The 20,860-nt window shown below is 36.7% G+C and carries 20 protein-coding genes and 1 tRNA gene; 11 read left to right on the forward strand and 10 right to left on the reverse strand.

The window, feature by feature from the left end; translation table 11 throughout:
• Positions 1-17 precede the first annotated feature (17 nt).
• From BKH41_RS02570 to fabD, 4 genes are read right to left on the reverse strand one after another with little or no spacing between them, the layout of a single operon-like run.
• A complete protein-coding gene (locus BKH41_RS02570) occupies positions 18-446 on the reverse strand; it encodes a prepilin-type N-terminal cleavage/methylation domain-containing protein (RefSeq protein ID WP_095296870.1) in 429 nt (142 codons plus the stop codon).
• The gene (locus tag BKH41_RS02575) at positions 427-873 is read right to left on the reverse strand and encodes a prepilin-type N-terminal cleavage/methylation domain-containing protein (RefSeq protein ID WP_095296871.1); all 447 of its coding nucleotides are present in this window, start codon (positions 871-873) and stop codon (positions 427-429) included. Before BKH41_RS02575 ends, BKH41_RS02570 begins: the two co-directional genes overlap by 20 nt.
• Complete coding sequence (locus BKH41_RS02580) at positions 870-1,574, reverse strand: 5'-methylthioadenosine/adenosylhomocysteine nucleosidase (RefSeq protein WP_095296872.1); 705 nt, start codon at positions 1,572-1,574, stop codon at positions 870-872. The genes BKH41_RS02575 and BKH41_RS02580 overlap by 4 nt, the downstream gene beginning before the upstream one ends.
• Positions 1,575-1,585: 11 nt before the next feature.
• On the reverse strand, positions 1,586-2,515 hold the full coding sequence (gene fabD, locus BKH41_RS02585) for an ACP S-malonyltransferase (RefSeq protein WP_095296873.1): 930 nt from the start codon (positions 2,513-2,515) through the stop codon (positions 1,586-1,588).
• A 137-nt stretch (positions 2,516-2,652) separates the two neighbouring features.
• On the opposite strand from fabD, the gene BKH41_RS02590 reads away from it, so the two are divergent.
• Positions 2,653-2,743: transfer RNA gene (locus tag BKH41_RS02590), tRNA-Ser, on the forward strand.
• A 351-nt stretch (positions 2,744-3,094) separates the two neighbouring features.
• Here BKH41_RS02590 and cysE read toward each other — a convergent pair.
• Both cysE and speA read right to left on the reverse strand, forming a co-directional pair.
• Entirely contained in the window at positions 3,095-3,811 is a 717-nt protein-coding gene (gene cysE, locus BKH41_RS02595; protein WP_095296874.1) for a serine O-acetyltransferase, read from the reverse strand.
• A gap of 3 nt (positions 3,812-3,814) precedes the next feature.
• Complete coding sequence (gene speA / locus BKH41_RS02600) at positions 3,815-5,668, reverse strand: arginine decarboxylase (protein ID WP_095296875.1); 1,854 nt, start codon at positions 5,666-5,668, stop codon at positions 3,815-3,817.
• A gap of 112 nt (positions 5,669-5,780) precedes the next feature.
• Between speA and ybeY the strand changes: the two genes are divergently transcribed.
• Both ybeY and cysK read left to right on the forward strand, forming a co-directional pair.
• Entirely contained in the window at positions 5,781-6,212 is a 432-nt protein-coding gene (ybeY, locus tag BKH41_RS02605; RefSeq protein WP_095296876.1) for an rRNA maturation RNase YbeY, read from the forward strand.
• Positions 6,213-6,373: 161 nt separating this feature from the next.
• Entirely contained in the window at positions 6,374-7,297 is a 924-nt protein-coding gene (cysK, locus tag BKH41_RS02610; RefSeq protein WP_095296877.1) for a cysteine synthase A, read from the forward strand.
• 114 nt (positions 7,298-7,411) lie between these two features.
• Here cysK and ung read toward each other — a convergent pair whose 3' ends face one another.
• The 4 genes from ung to BKH41_RS02630 all read right to left on the reverse strand — a co-directional run bounded on the left by ung (position 7,412) and on the right by BKH41_RS02630 (position 11,311).
• Positions 7,412-8,116, reverse strand: coding sequence for a uracil-DNA glycosylase (gene ung, locus BKH41_RS02615; protein WP_095296878.1), 705 nt, complete (start codon positions 8,114-8,116; stop codon positions 7,412-7,414).
• A gap of 84 nt (positions 8,117-8,200) precedes the next feature.
• Positions 8,201-9,169, reverse strand: a complete 969-nt coding sequence (locus BKH41_RS02620) for a Gfo/Idh/MocA family oxidoreductase (RefSeq protein ID WP_095296879.1) — start codon at positions 9,167-9,169, stop codon at positions 8,201-8,203.
• Between the two features lie 8 nt (positions 9,170-9,177).
• Complete coding sequence (locus tag BKH41_RS02625; RefSeq protein ID WP_095296880.1) at positions 9,178-9,630, reverse strand: acyltransferase; 453 nt, start codon at positions 9,628-9,630, stop codon at positions 9,178-9,180.
• Position 9,631: 1 nt separating this feature from the next.
• Positions 9,632-11,311 carry an N-6 DNA methylase gene (locus tag BKH41_RS02630; RefSeq protein WP_095296881.1) on the reverse strand — a complete coding sequence of 560 codons (1,680 nt, stop codon included), beginning with the start codon at positions 11,309-11,311 and terminating at the stop codon, positions 9,632-9,634.
• Between the two features lie 168 nt (positions 11,312-11,479).
• Here BKH41_RS02630 and hisA point away from each other — a divergent pair, with 168 nt between their 5' ends.
• From hisA to BKH41_RS02670, 8 genes are all read left to right on the forward strand, one after another.
• The gene (hisA, locus tag BKH41_RS02635; protein ID WP_095296882.1) at positions 11,480-12,202 is read left to right on the forward strand and encodes a 1-(5-phosphoribosyl)-5-[(5-phosphoribosylamino)methylideneamino]imidazole-4-carboxamide isomerase; all 723 of its coding nucleotides are present in this window, start codon (positions 11,480-11,482) and stop codon (positions 12,200-12,202) included.
• Positions 12,203-12,332: 130 nt separating this feature from the next.
• Positions 12,333-12,707, forward strand: coding sequence for a chemotaxis response regulator CheY (locus tag BKH41_RS02640; protein WP_095296883.1), 375 nt, complete (start codon positions 12,333-12,335; stop codon positions 12,705-12,707).
• Between the two features lie 8 nt (positions 12,708-12,715).
• A complete protein-coding gene (locus tag BKH41_RS02645; RefSeq protein ID WP_095296884.1) occupies positions 12,716-13,627 on the forward strand; it encodes a 50S ribosomal protein L11 methyltransferase in 912 nt (303 codons plus the stop codon).
• A 27-nt stretch (positions 13,628-13,654) separates the two neighbouring features.
• Positions 13,655-15,574 carry an ATP-dependent zinc metalloprotease FtsH gene (gene ftsH / locus BKH41_RS02650; protein WP_095296885.1) on the forward strand — a complete coding sequence of 640 codons (1,920 nt, stop codon included), beginning with the start codon at positions 13,655-13,657 and terminating at the stop codon, positions 15,572-15,574.
• A gap of 2 nt (positions 15,575-15,576) precedes the next feature.
• A complete protein-coding gene (locus BKH41_RS02655) occupies positions 15,577-16,188 on the forward strand; it encodes a phosphatidylserine decarboxylase (protein ID WP_095296886.1) in 612 nt (203 codons plus the stop codon).
• The gene (gene pssA, locus BKH41_RS02660) at positions 16,185-16,889 is read left to right on the forward strand and encodes a CDP-diacylglycerol--serine O-phosphatidyltransferase (RefSeq protein WP_095296887.1); all 705 of its coding nucleotides are present in this window, start codon (positions 16,185-16,187) and stop codon (positions 16,887-16,889) included. Before BKH41_RS02655 ends, pssA begins: the two co-directional genes overlap by 4 nt.
• A gap of 211 nt (positions 16,890-17,100) precedes the next feature.
• Entirely contained in the window at positions 17,101-18,651 is a 1,551-nt protein-coding gene (locus tag BKH41_RS02665) for a 2-isopropylmalate synthase (protein ID WP_095296888.1), read from the forward strand.
• 19 nt (positions 18,652-18,670) lie between these two features.
• Positions 18,671-20,860, forward strand: coding sequence for a heavy metal translocating P-type ATPase (locus tag BKH41_RS02670; protein WP_095296889.1), 2,190 nt, complete (start codon positions 18,671-18,673; stop codon positions 20,858-20,860).

Consider the following 20,860-nt stretch of genomic DNA (forward strand, 5'->3'; position numbering starts at 1 on the left):
TTTGGGGTAGATTTGGGTTATTTTTTCTTCGTTTTGTAGTTGATTTTTTTGCATAACGGGTTGGAAAGCTCACAAAATATTTTAGGATTAGATGAAAAATCTTTTGGTGAAATGCGTAATATTGTGGCTTGAGAGTGTGATTTAGCCAAAATAGTCAGATTTTGAGGATTAAATCTTAAAAAACATTCATTTGTTCCATCTTTGTCCAACGCGCCTAGAAGTGCAAAAATTTCGGATCGATTGATTTTTTGGTCGGACAAATGTGCTTTAGTAAAAAGAAGTGAGATTTTGCTTTGGAGTATGCCGAGTTTAGAGCTGAGTGCAAGTTCGCAGATTTTGGAGTCTGAAGAGAGTCTTGGGATTGCCACTGAAACAAGAATACCAAGAATCACAATCCCAAATACAATCTCAATCAGGCTGAAAGCCTTAGAAATTGATAGAGCCATTGCTTAGAGGTATGGAAATTTTTTTCGTATAGATTTTGGCAAGCTTTTTGCAAAGGGGAGAGGTGATGGCTGGGTTAATGGAAAAATGAAGCGAAGAGTCGGCTGAAAAATCAATGATAACGCAATTATTGAGCGTGTCTATAGCCCCATTTTTAGCCAATCGAACGCCATTTGGCGTAGGGATCCATTTGGTAGGGTTTAACCCTGCTGTTTCCATAATGAAATCCCCATTTAAATCCGAAGGGGCGATCTCTTCAGTGAGGCTTTTGGCTTGAATAGAGCTTAAGATTGTCTGTATGTCACTTTGAACGGCGACATATTGCGCATCGCCTCTAGTGATGGAAAGCCTAGGTATAGCGATGGCAGCGATGATTCCTATGATAACAATAACAAATACTAATTCAATCATACTGAATGCATTTCTCATAAATTATCCTGTTGCAATAGAGTATCCACCATATTTTTGACAAAATTTGCTGATATTCTCGCAGAAGAATCTAAGAATTCATCAAAGCTTACATCTGCTTGACCATCTGCACTATCGCTGATGGAACGGAATATGCAAAAAGGTACTTGCAGCAGATCGCATACTACTGCCACTGAAGCCCCTTCCATTTCAACCGCATCGGCATTAAATTTTTCAATCAGCCATTGTTTTTTTTCAGCGTTGTTAATGAATTGATCACCTGAGGCAATGATCCCTTCTTTGAGGTCAAATTCATATCGTTTGGCTACAGATTTTGCGATTTCATTAAGCTTGGGATCGGATTGGATATAAATTTTGCTTTCAGGTATGAACCCTAAGGGATGCCCAAAAGCACTAATATCCACATCGTGTTGGCAAAGCTTTGTGGCAATCATCAAATCCCCTACTTTCAGATCTTGTCTCAAACCTCCAGCAACACCACTGAATATGATTTTTTCACATTTGAAGTATAAAATCATACTTGAAGCCGTCAGGGCGGAATGAACCTTACCTATTTTGCTATAAGCGATATAAATTTCTGAGTCTTTATAAGAGACACAATAAAAAATATTGCCTCCTAAAGAAATTTCTTCATATTTCCCAAAAATCTCAAGCAAGGGAATAATTTCTTCGCGCATAGCGCCAATGATGCCGATTTTCATTTGATTTTCCTTTATTTTTGAATTTGTGAAATTGTTTCGCCTAAAGAAGAAAGATTTGCGATATTGTAAGTGGGTTTTTCGCTTAGGCGTTTATTGAGTCCTTTTAAAACCCCACCGTGACCAAATTCAATGAATCCATCGACTTTGTCTTCAAGTTTTTGAATGGATTGTTTATATAAGACAGGTTTTACAAGTTGTTCAGTGAGCAATAAAATTGCGTCTTGCTTTGTATTATAGGGTTGTAAGGTTGCATTTGAAAGGATACTGATGGAAAATTTTTCTCCGATTAATCCTGCTACAAGTTCTTTGAATTCTTCACAAATTCCTTGAAGCATCGGACAATGGCTTGCTACTGACATAGGTAACAAAAGTGCGCGTTTTGCGCCCATTGCTTTGATTTGCTCTTGAGCTTCTGAAAGGTCAGTTTTTTTTCCTGCAATCACAATTTGCCCTTCGGCATTGTAATTGGCACACCAAAGGCTTTTACCTTTTTCACGTTTTTCTTCGCAAAAATCTTGAAGTTTATTATCTTCCAACCCGACAACAACCATCATACCGGCATCTTTGCCTTCACAAGCTTTTTGCATAAGTTCGCCTCTTTTGTGTGTGAGAATCATTGCATTTTCAAAAGAAAGCGCTCCTGCGATACTTAAAGCTGTGATTTCTCCGAGTGAATGTCCAAGTGCAATTTCGGGGAGCAATGGGGATTCTTCTTGGAAAATATTATGGGCAATGTAGCTGATTAGAAAGATTGCTGGCTGGGTGTATCGGGTTTGATGGATTTGATCGTTTTCTTCAAAAAGCAATTGCTTCATATCGGTTTTAATGGCTTCGCTTGCTTTTTCAAAAAGTTCTTTGGCGGTACTGAAATTATCGTAAAATTCTTTTCCCATACCAATGCTTTGGGATCCTTGCCCAGGAAAAATAAAAGCATATTTCATAGATAAACCTTTAGTTTGTAGTAGTTTTTGCGTTATAAAAGTGGGATTTTAACATATTTTAAGCTGATTTTTCAGGGCGTTAAGTTGTAATTTATGATTTTTAATTTACAATACACTTTCCATTTTGGAAGTAATAAGGACCGGTGGGTGAGTTGGCTTAAACCACGTCCCTGCTAAGGACGCGTAGTCGCAAGATTACCGAGGGTTCGAATCCCTCCCTGTCCGCCATATTTTTAAATCTGCAGTTTTGATAATCCTTTTTAAAAATTACTTTATAATCGATATTTTATAGACCTAATTTGTTTTGCAAAAACCATCATAAAATTATAAAAATAACAATGTAAAAAATTTACTTAAACCGCAGGAATAGCAGAGTCTGTAAGCGTTGGTGATTATGATAAACTAAAAAGAGCATAAATAATAAAATAAAAAATCAAAGAGATAAACAATTACTATGATGGGATATCTAGCATATTGGGTTTTTCAATGATTGTGATATAACCTTGAGAAGAAACATTAATCAATCAGGGTTTGGAGACAATCCATCGTCCATCAAAAAGAATAGATCCGATTGAAAATCTAATTTTTAATACATCGAATGTAGTTTTCATAGAGGTGTTGCAATTCGGTTTCTTCCTCTGTAGTTTTTGGATTGGCTTGTATGGATTGTTCGATGAGACTGATTTTTTTGATCAGATATCTAAAAAGTTCTTTGTCAATATCGGGAAGTTTTTGGATCGGGATATTTTCTTCTTTGGATTTTTCTTTGTCGATCACGCGTGCAGGAATTCCCACGGCAGTTGCATCAGGGGGAACATTTTTAACAACAACAGAGTTTGCACCGATTTTTGCATTTTCTCCGATAGTGATATTGCCTAATATTTTTGCACCTGCTCCTACGACAACTCCTTTTTTTAGAGTCGGGTGGCGTTTGATTTTTTCTAGACTTACCCCGCCTAAACTCACTCCTTGATAAATTGTAACATTATCGCCTATTTCAGCTGTTTCCCCAATAACGACGCCAATTCCGTGATCAATAAAGACCCTGCGACCGATTTTGCAAGCAGGGTGGATGTCGATATTTGTGAGGAATTGCGTAAATCCCATCAAAATTCGTGCAATCACTTTAAATCCGAGCAAATGAAGCTTGTGGGCAATGCGATAATGCACGATGGCAACGACTCCAGGATAATTAAAGAAAAGCTCTATTTTTGAATTAATGGCAGGATCTTTTTGAAAAGGAACACTGAAATCTTCTTTTATAAGGCTAAAAAACCCGATTTGTTTTGTTTCCATAATCTAGTTTTTCTCACTGCTTGCAATCGTTCGGAGATAGCCATTTTCACTTAGCATAACATAGAGTTGCCCCAACACTTCTTTTTTGGTCTCTTCATCAATATCTTGATTATCTTCAATTCTTTGTTTTAAAATACGCTCAATTTCTTTGGTGTCATAATCCAAATCATCGAGCACATCCAAGATAGTTTGGGCTTCCAAAAGATTTTGAATTTCATAACCTTTATTGAGATCATCATCAAATACGACACTAAATTCAGTCGGGTGAGTGAAAAGATTGTGGCGCATTCCAAGTACCTCTTGATAAGCTCCTACAAGGAAAAATCCTAAAAAATATTCTTCTTTGGTTACATCTACATCGTGCAAAAACAAAGGCTTATTGGAATCAAAAGCGATCTCTCCATCACTATCGCAGGTAATATCCCATAGACTCGCACTTCTTGTGGGGCGTCTGTTGAGTCTATCTAGAGGCATTACAGGAAAGTTTTGCCCCAATCCCCAGTAGTCAGGGAGGCTTTGGAAAAATGAGCAATTTAACAGATATCTTTCTTGCACTTGTTCTTGGATGCGGATAATGTCGTTATGGTTTTTGTATTTGAGGAGTTTGATGACTTTTTTGATGATGAGATGAACCAAAACTTCCGTATTACTCCTGTCTTGCAGGTCGATATAACCCAAATCAAAAAGAGTAAGTAGGGATTCCATATGATCAAAACTATCGTGCAGGTATTCAATGGCATTCTTTTCGCTCATACTTTGATAGAGATCGATCATTTCTTCAATCAATGGAGGATTTTTTTCTTTGAGTTTGAGAGCTTTTTCATCATATTCTTGTGAAAATAATTCCAAAACAGGTGCTATCAATACGGCGTGATTGGCTGAGATATAGCGTCCTGATTCGATGAAAATATCAGGTTCGAGTTCTTTTTTATTTTTAACAATTTCTTTGAGCAAAAATACCACATCCCCGCTGAATTCGCTCAAGGTATAATTGCGGTTGTTGCTTCCTTCGTGTTGGGTATATTCCACTGCTAATCCCCCGCCGATATTGACGCAAGTGAGATTGTTTGCCCCCATTTTCCTAAGTTCTGCATAAATGTTGCCAACCTCGCGAATCGCTTTTTTTAAAGGAGAAATATCGCTGATTTGGCTCCCAATATGGAAATGAATCATACTAAATTGCCCCAGTAGTTTTGAATCTTCTAGCAGTTTGATGGCTTCAAGTAATTCTGTACTTGTAAGTCCGAATTTAGAATTGATTCCCCCGCTTTTTGCCCATATGCCTATTCCGGTGCTATGCAATCGAATGCGAAGTCCAATTTTGGGATAGGGGGCACCCATTTCTTTGGCGACTTCGATAATGGTTTCAAGTTCATTGAGACCCTCAATGGTAAGTGTGATATCGTGTCCCATATTGGCAGCAATGAAGCCAAGACTGATCATTTCTTTGTCTTTGAAGCCATTGACAGTGATAGGTGAATGTTTATTTGTGTAAGCCATTGCCACGATAAGTTCAGATTTGCTCCCTGCTTCCAAGCCATAGCATTGATCTTGGCTACAGGCCACCAAGGGAAGAACAAAATTGGGCATTTGATTGACCTTGAGAGGAAAAACAGCTTTAAATTTGCCTTTGTATTTGTATTCTTGAATCGAATTTTTGAAAGTGGAGAATATTTTTTCGATCTGTTTTTGAATCAGATGAGGAAAACGAATCAATAGAGGACCTTTGTAACCTTTTTCTCTAACTTCATTGACAATATCAATAATGGCAGGCTTGTTCTTGTGGTTGACTTTGACTACGCCATCATCAATGATAAAATCGTCGTTTGACCAGAATTTGATTCCATAATCAACCATAAAAGTAATCCTTAGATAATTTTGCTTTTTTTGGGGAAAATTATATCACTTATTTAGATTTTAACACGTAATTTGTATAATCGAAGAAATCAAATCAGGAAGAATGTAAAGAATGTTAGAGATCAGCAATGAAACAGATGATATTTTTGAATATGAACTCTTCAATAAAATAGCTGATTTTCTAAGCCCTAGAAATGTCGAGCTTATACTTACTTATGATGAAGAACTTTTGGACTTAAACCTTAAATTTCGTTCTCAAAATAAAACGACAGATGTTTTGAGTTTTCCTTTTGGAGATATGGGAATTGTTGGGGTAGATTTGCCTTTAGGGAGTGTGGTGATCAATGTTGATATGGCAAAAAGAGTCGCAAAGGAATTGGGGCATTCTATAGATTTTGAGATTGCTTTATTATTGGCACACGGAATTTTGCATCTTTTGGGTTATGATCACGAAATTGATAATGGCGAACATCGTTGTAAAGAAGAAGAAGTAATGCATTTTTTCGGATTGCCAAAAAGTTTGATTGTCAGAAATGATCCGTAATTACATTTTATTTTTAATCTTTAAATGCAATTTGTACTAATAATGTTACTTTTTTACAATGAATTCACTATTTTTCCATATAATTTATATGGTTTTTTAGTAAATCATTAACATAATGAGAAATAATCTAGAAATTTTAATAATTTCGCACGAGGTAAAGAATGGAAGTAGCACAATCCGTATTAGACATCATTGGCAATACACCCCTTTTAAAATTGCAAAGAATTTCTGCAAAATATGGGGCAAACATTTTTGGTAAATGCGAATTTATGAATCCCAATAGTTCTGTGAAAGACAGGATTGCTTTGAATATGATTAAAAAAGCTTTGGATGAAAAAAAGATCACTTTAAATACAACGCTGATTGAGCCTACAAGTGGGAACACAGGTATCGGACTTGCTTCTGTTTGTGCTTCTTTGGGGATCAAGCTCATTCTTACAATGCCAAGTTCTATGAGTATAGAACGTCGCAAGCTAATGCAGGCATTAGGTGCCCAACTTGAATTGACTGCTCCTGAAAAAGGAATGAATGGGGCTGTAAAAAGAGCATTTGAGCTTTCTGATGAAATTGAGGATTCGTTTATTTTACAGCAGTTTGAAAATCCAGATAATCCTGAAGCGCATCGACAAACGACTGCGAAAGAAATTATTGAGGCATTGGATGGAGAAATTGATGTTTTTGTCGCAGGCATTGGTACAGGCGGAACTTTTACGGGCGTAGGTGAGGTGCTTAGAGAAAGAAATCCAGATGTGAAGCTTTTTGTCCTTGAACCCTCTTTATCTCCTGTTCTTTCTGGTGGGAATGCAGGACCACATAAGATTCAAGGAATCGGCGCAGGTTTTATCCCTAAGAATCTAAACACAAACCTTTATGATGGGATTATGCAGGTTGAAACTCAAGACGCCTACAGATTTGTTTTAGAAGCTGCTAAGAGTGAAGGTATTTTGGTGGGTATTTCTTCAGGGGCAAATCTTTGGGCAGCTACCCAATTGGCTAAAAAATTTCCGGGTAAAAATATCGTTACAATGCTGTGTGATACTGCAGAAAGGTATCTAAGCACTGAATTATTTGAATTTGAAAATTAAATTGATTTTAGGGGGTTGGCAATCATAATAGAGATTCTTCAAAAAGTTGTGCCATTTTGCACAAAACTTGAAGGGAAGAAATGCAAACCTTAAATATCTTTGATGGGGTTTGATTCACTCAGGCAAACTCCAATCAAGCGGCTCTTTGCCAAATTTTTTAAGCGCTTCTTGGGCTTTAATAAACACTCCGCTCCCCACAAATCCTTGTGCAAGAGGGCTTGGATGGGGAGCAGTGATAATTGCGTGTTTATTGGGGTCAATAAGAGAAGCTTTCTTTTTGGCATAATTTCCCCAGAGCATAAAAACGATATTTTGGTAATGATTGGAAACGCTTTGGATGATTGCATCGCTAAAATTTTCCCAGCCAAAATAAACGTGCGAACCTGCCTTTCCTTTTTCTACACTAAAAATTGCATTTAGAAGTAAAACACCCCTTTGGCACCAAACGGACAAATCGCCGTGATTTGGAATGCTAATACCAAGAGATTGATGGAGTTCTTTATAGATATTTTTGAGGCTTGGTGGGATGGGTACTTTTTTGGGTACAGAGAAACTTAAACCCATCGCTTGAGGAATTTCTACGCCATTATGCAGAAATCTTCCGTGATAGGGATCTTGCCCTAGAATCACTACTTTTACCTTTGAAGGAGGTGTCAGATTGAGGGCGTTAAAAGTGAGTTTACCTGGGGGATAGATACACACACCTTTCTTTTTTGCCTCCAAATAATAAGATTTGATGGAAGAAAAATAAGGTTTTTCAAACTCTTCTTTGAGCAATTCTTTCCATTCGGGAATGATTTTGATCGTATCATAATTCATTGTTGTCTCCCTATTTATTTTTGATTTGATGCTGTAACATTTTATATTTATACAGGCAATTATTGACTTAAGTAGTTCGAATAATTATGATTTTGAAATGATTTCAAGGGCTTGAATCACTCTTAGAGTATGCTCTTTTTGATTTAAATCGGGTGCTTTGTTTTTTATATTTGTAAAAAATGCAGCAATTGAAGCATCTAATGCCATAAAATTTTCTAAAATGGGGATTTCTTCTTGAGCAAGCTTGTATGCAACCATCTTTTGATACAAGCTGTTTTTATCAAATTCGTCCTTGATGATGACGCCGGTGTCAAAAAGTGTGATTTTGTCTCTCTTTGTGTCATCATAGACAGCAGTTTTTTTCTCCCCGCCAATGATCATTTCCCGCACTTTTACAGGAGAGAGCCAAGAAACATTAATAGTGATAATGATCCCGTTATGTAATTCTAGGTTAATATTGGCAAGAGCATCGTTGGGATAATTTTGATATTTTTTAGAAAATGTTTTTGATTGTTTGATGTCTAGCCCGACTAGATAATCAATGATGGAGAGATCGTGAATGGCCAGATCCCAGATCACATCGACATTGCTTTGAAAAAGCCCTAGATTGATACGGCGAGAATTGATATAGACGATATTGCCAAATGAAGCAATGTTTTGCTTGAGCCATTTGAGCGCAGGAGAATATAAAAAAGTATGATCGCAGTGTAAAACACATTGATTTTTGGTTGCAATTTCATAAAGTGCATAAGCTTCTTTGAGGTTTGTGGTGAGAGGTTTTTCAACAAATGTGTGTTTTTTGGCTTCTAAAGAGCGTTTGGCAAGATTGAAATGCGTGTGGGGTGGGGTGATGATAAAAACAGCTTGAATTTCTTGATCATCAAGAATGGCTTCAAAATCTTTATAAGAAGTAAAGTCATAGAGCTTGTGAGCCTCTTCAATGCGTTCTTTATCTTCATCAAAAATGGTTTTTATGCTGAAATTCAGACTTTTTTGGAGGCTTTTGGCGATATTGATACCCCAATATCCATAACCGATAATTGCACTTTTCATTAAAGGTTTTAAAGGGATCGTAGTTTTTTAGCAGGGTTACCCGCATAAATTCCAGATTCTGTGATATCTTTGGTAACCACGCTTCCAGCTCCAATCACGACATTATCACAAATCTTTACTGGAAGAATGGTGGCATTACTCCCGATAGAGACATTATTGCCAATGAGTGTGCTTTTCCATTCTTTTTCATTCAAAGACGGGTATCCTTTCTCAAAAAGATCGTTAATGAACATCACACCATGAGCAATAAAGCAGTCTTTCCCGATATTTACCAAAGAACAGATGAAGCTATGGCTTTGAATTCGTGTGTTTTCCCCGATAAAAACATCTTTCTGAATTTCTGTGAAAGGTCCGATAAAGACATTGTTAGACAGCGTGCAACCATAGAGGTTGCAAGGAGTGATGACACGAACATTTTCTCCATAAATAACGTTTTTGATACCAGATGAGATAGTTGTCATTTTAAGACCCTTTCAGATTTTTTATTTTATTTTCAATCATTTCGAGTTCTTTGCCCAATTTTTCGAGGGTGGTGAATATTTTTTTGGAGTCCTTGCTGTAATCTTTAGGAATATTGAGGCGGTAAAGGTTTTCAATATTAACCGTGTTTTCCCCGCTTTGTTCATAGATTTTTTTCAAAGCAGTTTCCCCAGCAGAGCGGAAAAAATAGCAATAAAGGGCGATGGCTGTTTGTTTATTTTTAGCTCTTAGGGTAATGATACCTGCATTAGCAACGCAACGGCTTTTGACTTCTCCTAACAAGGCAATTTTTGGTGAGATTCCTCTAAGAGAAAGCAAAATATCATAAGACTGCAAGGCGTATTTTTTAATTTTTACCTTGTCGCCGCGATTTTTTTTATTTTCAAAAATTTGGGTTATTCCATAGGGTTTAAAGTCTGCAATGCCCACGTCATAATATTCTATCGACTCATCTTTGGGACTGCCATAGACTCTTTGTCCTCTAAAAATTTCAACCCCTAAAGATTGAAGCGTATCGCTATGGGTTAAGGGAGAGTTTCTATTTACATAGCTTTGGGCTCTGAGGTCGTGAATTTGGATCTGCTCTAAAGGAGTAAGGGTAGAATAAGGGGTTTTAAGTTTTTTCTTGAAAATATTTGCAAGTTCTTCAATATGGATAAGTCGATTGTATTTCCCATCTTTTTGATAGAAATGTTCATTATTGGCATTGATATGTAAAATATCTTCGTTTTGCGGTGAAATCACAAGAATGGAAAATTCGTGATTTTGATGGGGAAAGATATTTTTTGGCAATTCAATGATGGCTTCAATCATTTTTTCTTTGCAAAGTCTTTCGCGCAGTTTTTCTTCCAAAGAAGATTTTTGAAGCGTTTGATTGCGGATGATAAAAACTCCTCTTTTTTTCAAGTGAGCTAGAGCGTGGGTTAAAAACACAAGTTCGGGATAGTTTTTTACCAAGATTCCCATCTTGCCAAAACGTTCATCTTCTTTCAGGTATTCGATTCCCATATGTGCATATAAAGGCGGATTACACAATACTTTGTCAAATTTTTCAAAGCCATTTTTTGATTTAAAAATAGGTTGTTTTAAAATATCATTCACGCAAAGCTTGGTATCTTTTATTTGAGCAACTTGAGCAATGAGATGAGCAATGTTTGAGAGTTTTTCATCTAGCTCTTCGCCATAAAGCTTGATGTCTTTTGTTGCATTCCCTATGCTTAAAAATACGCTTCCAATGCCATAGCACGGGTTGTAAATTTCATCTCCAGGCACTATTTCTAAAAGTGAGATTAAAAGCTGGTTGATTTCTGAAGGAGTGGAATAATAATAGAGCTTATTGGAGGTCTTTTTTTGGGTAATGGTGTGAAGAAATTGTTCAATGATTTGATTGCCCAAGGGGGTTTGATCAATGATTTTTAGGACTTTTAAAATATTGACATTGGGATTTATTTTCACATAAAAAGAGGGTTTGATGAGACTTTGGATAAGAGTTTCGAGTTCTTGATAAATTAAATTTTTTTTCATTTCGTTTTGAATCAGAGATCGAAGAGCTTTTAGCTTTTGGCTTTTGAGAATAAAAAATTCTAGCATAATGCTGATTGTGTCAAGTACATCAATATGATAGCGTTTTAAGTATTCAAAACAATCTAGTAATTTTTTCATTTAGAATCCTAATTTCCAATTCTAAGGAGGTTTATGACCATATGTCAAAATTTTATCATAATCTCTTTGAAAAATGCTTTTTGAAATTATGCTGGGCTTTCTAAATATGTTATGTGGTAGAATTTTGGACAGACTAAAGGGTAAAAATAAAATAGGGTTGGATTTGAAATGTTAGAGATATTCCCTGCAATTGATTTGAAAGAAGGTAAGGCTGTCAGGCTTTATAAAGGAGAGATGGCAAGTGCGAAAATTTATGGAAGTGCTAGAGATTTTGCTAAAAAGTTTGAAGATTTAGGAGCTAGGTGGATTCATATCGTAGATCTTGATGGGGCGTTTTGTGGTGAGCCTAAGAATCTGAATGAAATAGAAAATATCCGCAAATCCTGTAATCTTAAAATCCAACTCGGGGGCGGAATACGCAATGAGGAAATAATAAAAACCTATAGCCAAATCGGAATAGATCGTTTGATATTAGGTTCAGTAGCGATGAAAAATCCTGTTTTTGTCAAAGAGATGGCAAAAAAATATAAAATCGCAGTCGGCATTGATTCTAAAAATGGAAAAATCGCTGTTGATGGGTGGTCAAAGACAGGAGAAATAGAAGATGTCGATTTGGCAGCAGAGTTTAAAAACAGCTCTATTGATGCAATTATTTGTACTGATATCAGCAGAGATGGCGCTTTGAGTGGGGTTAATGTTGAATTTACCTTGAAAATTGCGCAAAAAAGCGGGTGTTTTTGCATTGCTAGCGGTGGGGTTAAAGATGAAAACGATTTGCATATCTTAGCGCAGGAGTTCCAAGAAAAACATATCAGTGGAGGTGTTATTGTCGGAAAGGCATATTATGAAGGACACATTGACTTGGGATTAGTTTTAAAAAGATTTGCATAAGAATGATTGGAATTTTTTCTTAGTGATTTATAATCGAAATGTGTTATCATTCTAAAAGCATCTTTTCTAAAGAAAGTCTTATGTTGAAGTATTATTATAAATTATGTATTTATTTTTCGAGGAGTAAAAATTGAAACTGCTAGTAGTAGATGATAGTTCCACGATGAGAAGGATTATAAAAAATACACTTCAACGATTAGGTTATGAAGATATTTTGGAAGCTGAGCACGGCGTAGAGGCGTGGGGACTTTTAGATTCGACTGAAGATATCAAAGTCTTGATAACTGATTGGAATATGCCTGAAATGAATGGTCTTGAGCTTGTTAAAAAAGTCCGTGCAGATCAAAGATATACCGATATACCGATTATAATGGTTACGACTGAGGGAGGAAAGGCCGAAGTCATCACAGCCTTAAAAGCGGGAGTGAATAATTATATCGTTAAGCCTTTCACGCCTCAGGTTTTGAAAGAAAAGCTTGAAGTTGTTTTAGGTATGAATGATTAAAGGTTTTTATGCAGGAGCATTATTTTGAAACAATCATAATTCCGAGTGATTGCGAGGAAGTTTTTGCTGATTTTTTGCTTGAAACTACTCAGAATGCGATTGAAGAGAGAAATATTGATCTAGATATTTCAAAGATTATTAACAACCCGTTGTATTTAAACGCTGGCGGGACTTTTTCCTCTGCAAAAGCATTTGTAGTTTATTCTTCCAATGACACTCAAGACACTTTAATACCTTTTTTGAAAGATTTTTGTACTGAGCTTTCAGATCGGTTGGAACAAACTATAAGCGTTGCTTATCAAATAAAGCGCTATAAAAATCAAGATTGGATACAAAATTATAAAGACAGTGTTACTCCTGTAAAATGTGGAAAATTTTATATTCGACCCAGTTGGTATGAAAGTGTAGAAGGATCAATTGATATTTTGATCAATCCTGCTTTAGCTTTTGGTTCAGGACATCACGCCAGCACGGCGATGTGCTTGCAAATGCTTTCAGATATGTCTTTAGAGGGCAAAGATGTGCTTGATGTAGGTTGTGGCAGTGGGATTTTATCAATTGCAGCTAAAAAATCAGGTGGAAATGTCCATTTATGCGATACAGATCCTTTAGCAGTCAATGAAAGTCGAAAAAATTTTGCTTTAAATGCTTTGAAAGTCGATAAAATTTGGGAGGGTTCCATTGATAAAGCCCCTCAAAAATACGATGTCATTATTGCTAATATCCTTGCTGAGGTGATAAAAATGCTTTATCAGGATTTTATCAAGGCTCTCAAACCCCATTCAGTACTGATTTTATCAGGAATTTTGGAAGATTATTACCAATCAGTTTTAGAGACCTTTAAGGGTTTTCAAATTCTTGAGATTTTACACAAAGACGAGTGGGTAGGAATAAAACTTACTCAAAAAGAATATAATTGATTCAAAAATTCAAAAAACGAGGAAAAAATGGCACAAAATAACAACCAGAATCCAAATAATCCAAATAATAAAAAACCATTCACTCAAAATCCGGTGATATTGTTTATTATCTTTATCGTGGTTGCTTTGGTTGCCTTTCGTATTATGAGTTCTGAAGAAGGTGGAATTGCCGATCGTTTTGGAACAAGTAGTACGAAAAATATTAATTATTATGAATTCAAAGAACTCATTAAAAATAAAGAAGTCAGTTCTGTCAGTATCGGTCAGACCATTGTTAAGGCTGTGGGCAAAGGAGAAAACGGGCAAAAGATAATTTATGTTGCCAAAAAAGTTCAAGATCCCTCTTTGGTCCCTTTATTGGATGAGGAGAAAATTGATTATAGCGGCTTCAGTGAATCTAATTTTTTTACTGAGATTTTGAGTTGGTTGCTTCCTGTGTTTATCATTTTGGGATTATGGATGTTTATGGCCAATCGAATGCAAAAAAATATGGGTGGGGGCATTTTTGGAATGGGAAGTTCTAAAAAACTTGTCAATGCCGAGAAGCCCAAAGTTAAATTTGATGATATGGCAGGAAATGAAGAGGCTAAAGAAGAGGTTGTTGAGATTGTAGATTTTCTGAAATATCCTGACAGATATGCTTCTTTGGGGGCTAAGATTCCTAAAGGTGTTTTGCTTGTAGGTCCTCCAGGAACAGGTAAAACTCTTTTGGCAAAGGCAGTGGCAGGAGAGGCAAATGTCCCATTCTTTTCAATGAGTGGGAGTAGTTTTATTGAAATGTTTGTAGGTCTTGGAGCTAGTAGAGTCAGGGATTTATTTGAAATGGCCAAAAAAGAAGCACCTAGCATCATATTTATTGATGAAATTGATGCTATCGGAAAGTCACGGGCGGCAGGGGGTATGATCAGTGGGAATGATGAACGTGAGCAGACGCTCAATCAGCTTTTGGCTGAAATGGATGGATTTGGTTCAGAAAATGCCCCTGTAATTGTTTTGGCTGCTACAAATAGACCCGAAGTTTTAGATCCTGCACTCCTTAGACCAGGTAGATTTGATAGACAAGTGCTTGTAGATAAGCCTGATTTCAACGGGAGAGTGGAAATTTTAAAAGTCCATATCAAATCAGTAAAATTAGCTAGAGATGTTGATTTGCAAGAAATTGCCAAACTCACTGCAGGGCTTGCGGGTGCTGACTTGGCAAACATCATCAATGAGGCGGCTTTGCTTGCAGGGAGAGCCAATCAAAAAGAGGTCAGTCAAAAACATCTTAAAGAAGCTGTAGAGCGTGGAATTGCAGGATTAGAGAAAAAATCTCGTAGAATTTCCCCCAAAGAAAAGAAGATTGTTGCTTATCACGAAAGTGGGCACGCCGTTATTTCTGAAATGACTGAGGGTTCAGCAAGGGTTAATAAAGTATCCATTATTCCAAGAGGGATGGCAGCTTTGGGCTATACTCTCAATACTCCTGAAGAGAACAAATATTTAATGCAAAAACACGAATTGATTGCTGAAGTCGATGTTTTACTCGGGGGACGTGCGGCGGAGGAAGTTTTCTTAGGAGAAATTTCTACAGGCGCAAGCAATGATTTGGAGAGAGCTACTGATATCATCAAGTCGATGGTCAGTTATTATGGAATGACTGATGTAAGTGGTTTAATGGTGTTGGAGAAACCTAGAAATGCATTTTTAGGTGGAGGCTTAGGCAGTGCGCGTGAATTTAGTGAAAAGACAGCAGAAAATATGGATAATTTCATTAAAAATATGCTCAATGAGCGCTATATTCACGTAAAACAAACATTGAGCGACTATAAAGAAGCAATCGAAAAAATGGTTCAAGAGTTGTTTGAAAAAGAAGTGATTGATGGGGCAAGGGTTAGGAAGATCATAGAAGATTATGAGATTGAAAATAATCTTCCTACGAGATTGGTAAGTACTGAAGAGAGCTAAGAATGACAAGCACGCAATTTATCGCAAAAGAGGGTTATAAAGGCCTCATTGTTATCATCATTTGCGTTTTGTTTTTTTTATGGCTTGGTTGGGGATTTCTGATTTTTTTGTCTTTTCTATCTGCAGCTTTATGGCTTTTTGCATTTAGAAATCCCGAAAGACTTCCTGAGGATCGTTTGAATTCGATTGTTCTTGCCCCCATTGATGGAAGGATTATAGGGATTGATGCACAAGGGGATTTTATCTGTATTATGATTGAAGTTGATTGGCTTGATGTAGGAATTTTAAGGGCTCCTGTGGATGTTTTGAGTTCTGAAACTTCAAAAAAGAACGGACTTTTTCTAAAATTTTCTAAAGAAAGCATTAAAAATATTTTAAATACAAAGATAACATTTTCTTCCAAGTCGAATTATTCTTTTAATATAGAACTTTTTCCAGAGATTTTTTCTTCAGCAAGTATCTATGAAAAAACTGATTTTTGCGCCAATGACAGGATGGGATTTATGAAACTTGGACGTCTTGATTTTAAATTCCCATCTAAATTTTTAGATCTAAAAATCGACGTCGGTGATAAAATCAAAGGCGGACAAACTTTAATAGGATATATCAAATGAATATCAATCCCTTATATGCACTTCCAAATCTTTTTACGGCAGGAAGTATTTTTTTAGGCGTTGTGAGCATAATGTTTTCTTCCAATGCAATGTTTGAGTGGTCTTGTTGGTTGATTGTAGCTTCAATGGTCTTGGACGGATTAGATGGGCGTGTTGCTAGGATCACGCATACTTCTAGCAAGTTTGGCGTGGAGTTCGATTCGCTTGCTGATGTAGTCTCCTTTGGAGTTGCCCCCGCAATGCTTTTATATTTTTACATAGGTGGGGAGTACGGCAGGTATGGAATTGTTGTATCAGCTATATTTGTTATTTTTGGAGCCATTAGGTTAGCACGATTTAATGTTGCTACAGCCGACACTGAGCCTAATTCTTTCATCGGTCTGCCTATACCCTCAGCTGCCGTTTTGGTAGTGCTTTGGATACTTGTGGATATTAAATATGGCATTTTTGGAATTGAATACGGCTATATGATACTCATAGCTACTTTTGTTTTAAGCGTTTTGATGGTTAGTAATATCCGCTATCCAAGTTTTAAGAAAATCAAGTGGAATCTTAAATCGTTTGTTGTACTTTTGATATTTTTGGCTGTTGCATTTCTCAGGCCTAGAGAAGTTTTGAGTATTTGTATGACATTTTATGCGCTTTATGGCATTTTGCGGTGGGTATTTTTAGTTGGCAGAATGTTTATTAAAAAAATTTGAATTTTTGTTTTAAACTTTAAAGCCATTTTTAAGAAAATAAAAGATAGACTTAAAAAATACAGGAGTGTTGAATGAGGATATTTATACAGATCACCTATCATTGCAGCAAAAAAATTCACTCCAATCTTCTTCTGAGTTTTTAACAGCTTTACACAATCAATACACATCGAGTTAATTTATCGGTAATAAAATGCAAACTAAAGGATATGCAATGTCTGAAATGATTAAAATTTTTGATACAACTTTAAGAGATGGAGAACAAAGTCCGGGCGCCTCAATGAATATTGAGGAAAAAATAAAAATAGCAAAGCAACTTGAAAAATTGGGCGTAGATATCATTGAAGCAGGTTTTGCCGCTTCAAGTCCGGGAGATTTTGAAGCTATTGAGCGGATTTCTCAAGTTGTGCGAAAAAGCACGATTTGTTCTTTGTGTCGTGCGGTTGAAAAGGATATTTTGAGTGCCAGCGAGGCTTTAAAATCTGCTGATTCTAAGCGAATCCATACATTTATAGCCACTTCAGCAATTCATATGGAATATAAATTGAAAATGAAGCCTGATGAGGTAATCAAAAGAGCAGTGAATGCAGTGGCTTATGCTAAAAGCTTGGTTGGTGATGTGCAATTTAGTTGCGAAGATGCCTCTAGGAGCGACATAGGATTTTTGAAAGAAATCCTAGCAGCTGTGATTGAAGCAGGTGCTACAACACTAAATCTTCCTGATACGGTTGGCTATGCGTTGCCTGAAGAAATGGGAAAAATAATCGCCGAACTTTCTTATTTTGCTAAAAATGGGATTGTTTTATCGGTGCATTGCCATAATGATTTAGGTTTGGCGGTTGCAAATTCAATATATGGAGTTCAAAATGGCGCCAGACAAGTTGAATGCACGATCAACGGACTTGGAGAGAGGGCGGGGAATACAGCACTTGAAGAAATTGTTATGGTTTTAAAAACCAGAAAAGAGCTTTTTAAGGGATTAGATACTCAAATCAAAACTCAAGAAATTTATTCTTCATCTAAATTGGTAGCTGATATTACAGGTATTAGACCCCAGCCCAATAAGGCCATTGTGGGGCAAAATGCCTTTGCCCACGAAAGCGGTATCCATCAAGATGGAATGCTTAAAAATCCTGAAACTTATGAAATCATCAAACCCGCAGACGTAGGAATTTTCGAAAACAATGCGTTAGTTCTTGGAAAGCATTCTGGAAGAGCGGCTTTTAGGGATAAAATCAAATCATTAGGGTTTAGTGTAAGTGAAGAGGAGCTAAATAAAGCATTTGAAAGCTTTAAAGTTCTTTGTGATAGTAAAAAACAAGTTTTTGATGAGGATATTCGAGCGATTTTGAATGAAGAGACCACGCATATCCCGCAAGTCTTTACTCTTGAGCTTACCCAAATTAGTGCCAGCTCTTCAGGAAAGTATTGTGCGGCTTTGAGTATTATGCGTGATGGTATTGAATATAGCGATTGTGCTTTAGGTAATGGAAGCGTGGATAGTATTCTTAAGAGCATTGATCGTATCAGTGGTATCAAGGGGAACTTGAAAGATTATCGGGTTGAGGCTATCAGTAGCGGAAAAGACGCTTTGGCAAAAGTAGTCGTAAAAGTCGAATTTGAAGCAGGAAAACCCGCCATTATTGGTCACGGAATCCATCTTGATACAATGAGTGCGACTGCTAAGGCCTATGTTTCTGCTTTAAATAGCTATTTGAGTATGAAAGATTTAATGACAAACAAAATGGGCGCAATGTGTTTGTAAAAATTTATTGAGAGTTATAATGAAAACAGAAAGATTTTATATTGAAGGTATGACTTGCACTGCGTGTTCAAGCGGTATTGAACGCTCACTTAAAAGAAAAGAATTTGTATCTGATATTGAGGTAAATTTGCTCACAAAAACAGCAAAAATTACTTATGATGAAAGTAAGGGTAGTTTGGAAGATGCTTTTGCTCAGGTTAAAAAATTGGGCTATATTCCAAGTTTGAAAAGTCAAGAGAAGCGAGAAAAAATATTTTTAACACCCAAAAGAAAGATGATTTTAGCGATTGTTTTTACACTTGCAACTCTTTATCTTTCAATGTTTGCGATGTTTTTTCACTCTTTGGTTCCGGAGTTCTTGCTTGAACCTAGAATCAATGGGATTTTGCAGTTACTTTTTACGCTTGTAGTGATGCATATGGGGAGGACTTTTTATTTTAGAGGTATCGGTACGCTGATTCACGCCCACCCCAATATGGATACTTTGATAGCCATTGGAACGGGCAGTGCCTTTATTTATAGCTTTTATCTTGTAGTTAAGGTGTTTATGGGATTAGAAGTTGAGGGGCTTTATTTTGAGAGCGTGTGCGTAATCATTGTGTTTGTGTTATTGGGAAAAATGATTGAGGATCGTTCTAAAGTAAATGCTACTGATGCGATTAAAAGATTGATTTCTCACGTGAGCAAAACTGCTTTAAAAGTAGAAAATAATCAAGAAGTAGAAATCAGTATCGATGCAATTGTTTCAGGCGATGTAATCAAAGTGCTTCCAGGAAGTCATATTCCAGTTGATGGTGTGATTGTTGAGGGGGAGGCTAATATTGATGAGTCGATGCTTTCAGGCGAAGTATTATCGGTTTTTAAACGTTTTGGTCAAGAAGTTTATTCTGGTACCATCAATACAGATAGGGCATTTTTGATGCGAGCTTCCAAATCAACTCAAGACAGCACATTAAATCAAATTATCCGACTTATTCAAAGTGCTCAAGAAAGCAAAGCACCGATTGCAAGGATTGCTGATAAGGTTTCTGCGATTTTTGTGCCTATTGTGATTATGATCGCTATTTTGGCAGGAGTTTTTTGGTGGGTTTATCAGGGGAATTTTGGATTTGGATTGGAGATTTTTGTTTCGGTATTAGTGATCTCTTGCCCTTGTGCGCTTGGTCTTGCAACGCCTATGTCAATAATGATAGGCGGGGGCAGAGCAGCATATGGAGGGATATTTTTCAAGAATGCAAAATCTTTAGAAAATGCTCAAAAAGTCACTGCAGTAGTTTTTGATAAAACGGGGACTTTGAGCGTTGGGAAGCCTTTGGTGCAAGAAGTTTTGATTTTTGATGAAGATAAAAATGAAGAAGAAATCATTGCGCTTGCAAGTGGTGTCGAACTCGGGAGCGAACACATAATTGCCAAGTCCATCATTGGATATGCCAAAGAGAACCATATCCAACCCAAAATAGCTAAAGATTTTAAGGCTAAAGCGGGTTATGGGATCACTGCAGTGATTGGAGAAAAGATAATCAAGCTTGGGAATGAAGAAAATTTTCGCACAAAAAAAGCACTCAATTTACCTCAAAATAATGGTATTGTCGTTTTGGTTGGAGAAGAAGGGCAGACCCAAGATAAGATTTTAGGAGCCATTATTTTAAAAGACGAGCTTAAACCTAACGTCAAAAAATACGTCGCCGATCTTAAAGAGATGGGGATAAAAACCATTCTTTTGAGTGGCGATAATCTATCAAGCGTGCAAGCTATTGCTGAAGAACTTGAAATTGATGAGGCGATTGCTCAAGCCAAACCTGATGATAAACTTGAAAAAATCAAATCCTTAAAAAATCAAAACGAGATTGTAATGATGGTGGGAGATGGAATGAATGATGCCCCTGCATTGGCTTTAGCTGATGTTTCTTTAGTAATGGGGAAAGGGAGCGATGTGAGTATTCAAGCTGCTGATATTGTTGCTTTTAGTGATGATGTTAAATCTGTCATCAATGCAATTTTTCTAAGCGGGGCGACCATTAAAAATATCAAAGAGAATCTGTTTTGGGCTTTTTGCTATAATGTAGTCTTTATACCTTTAGCGTGTGGGGTTGCTTATGGGGAGGGCATTTTGCTCAATCCAATGATAGCTTCTTTAGCAATGAGTTTGAGTAGTTTGAGCGTTGTGCTAAATGCCCAAAGGCTTAGGAATTTTAAATTTAAGGAGTAA

This window comes from Helicobacter sp. 12S02232-10 (genome assembly GCF_002272895.1).
Classification (GTDB): domain Bacteria; phylum Campylobacterota; class Campylobacteria; order Campylobacterales; family Helicobacteraceae; genus Helicobacter_J.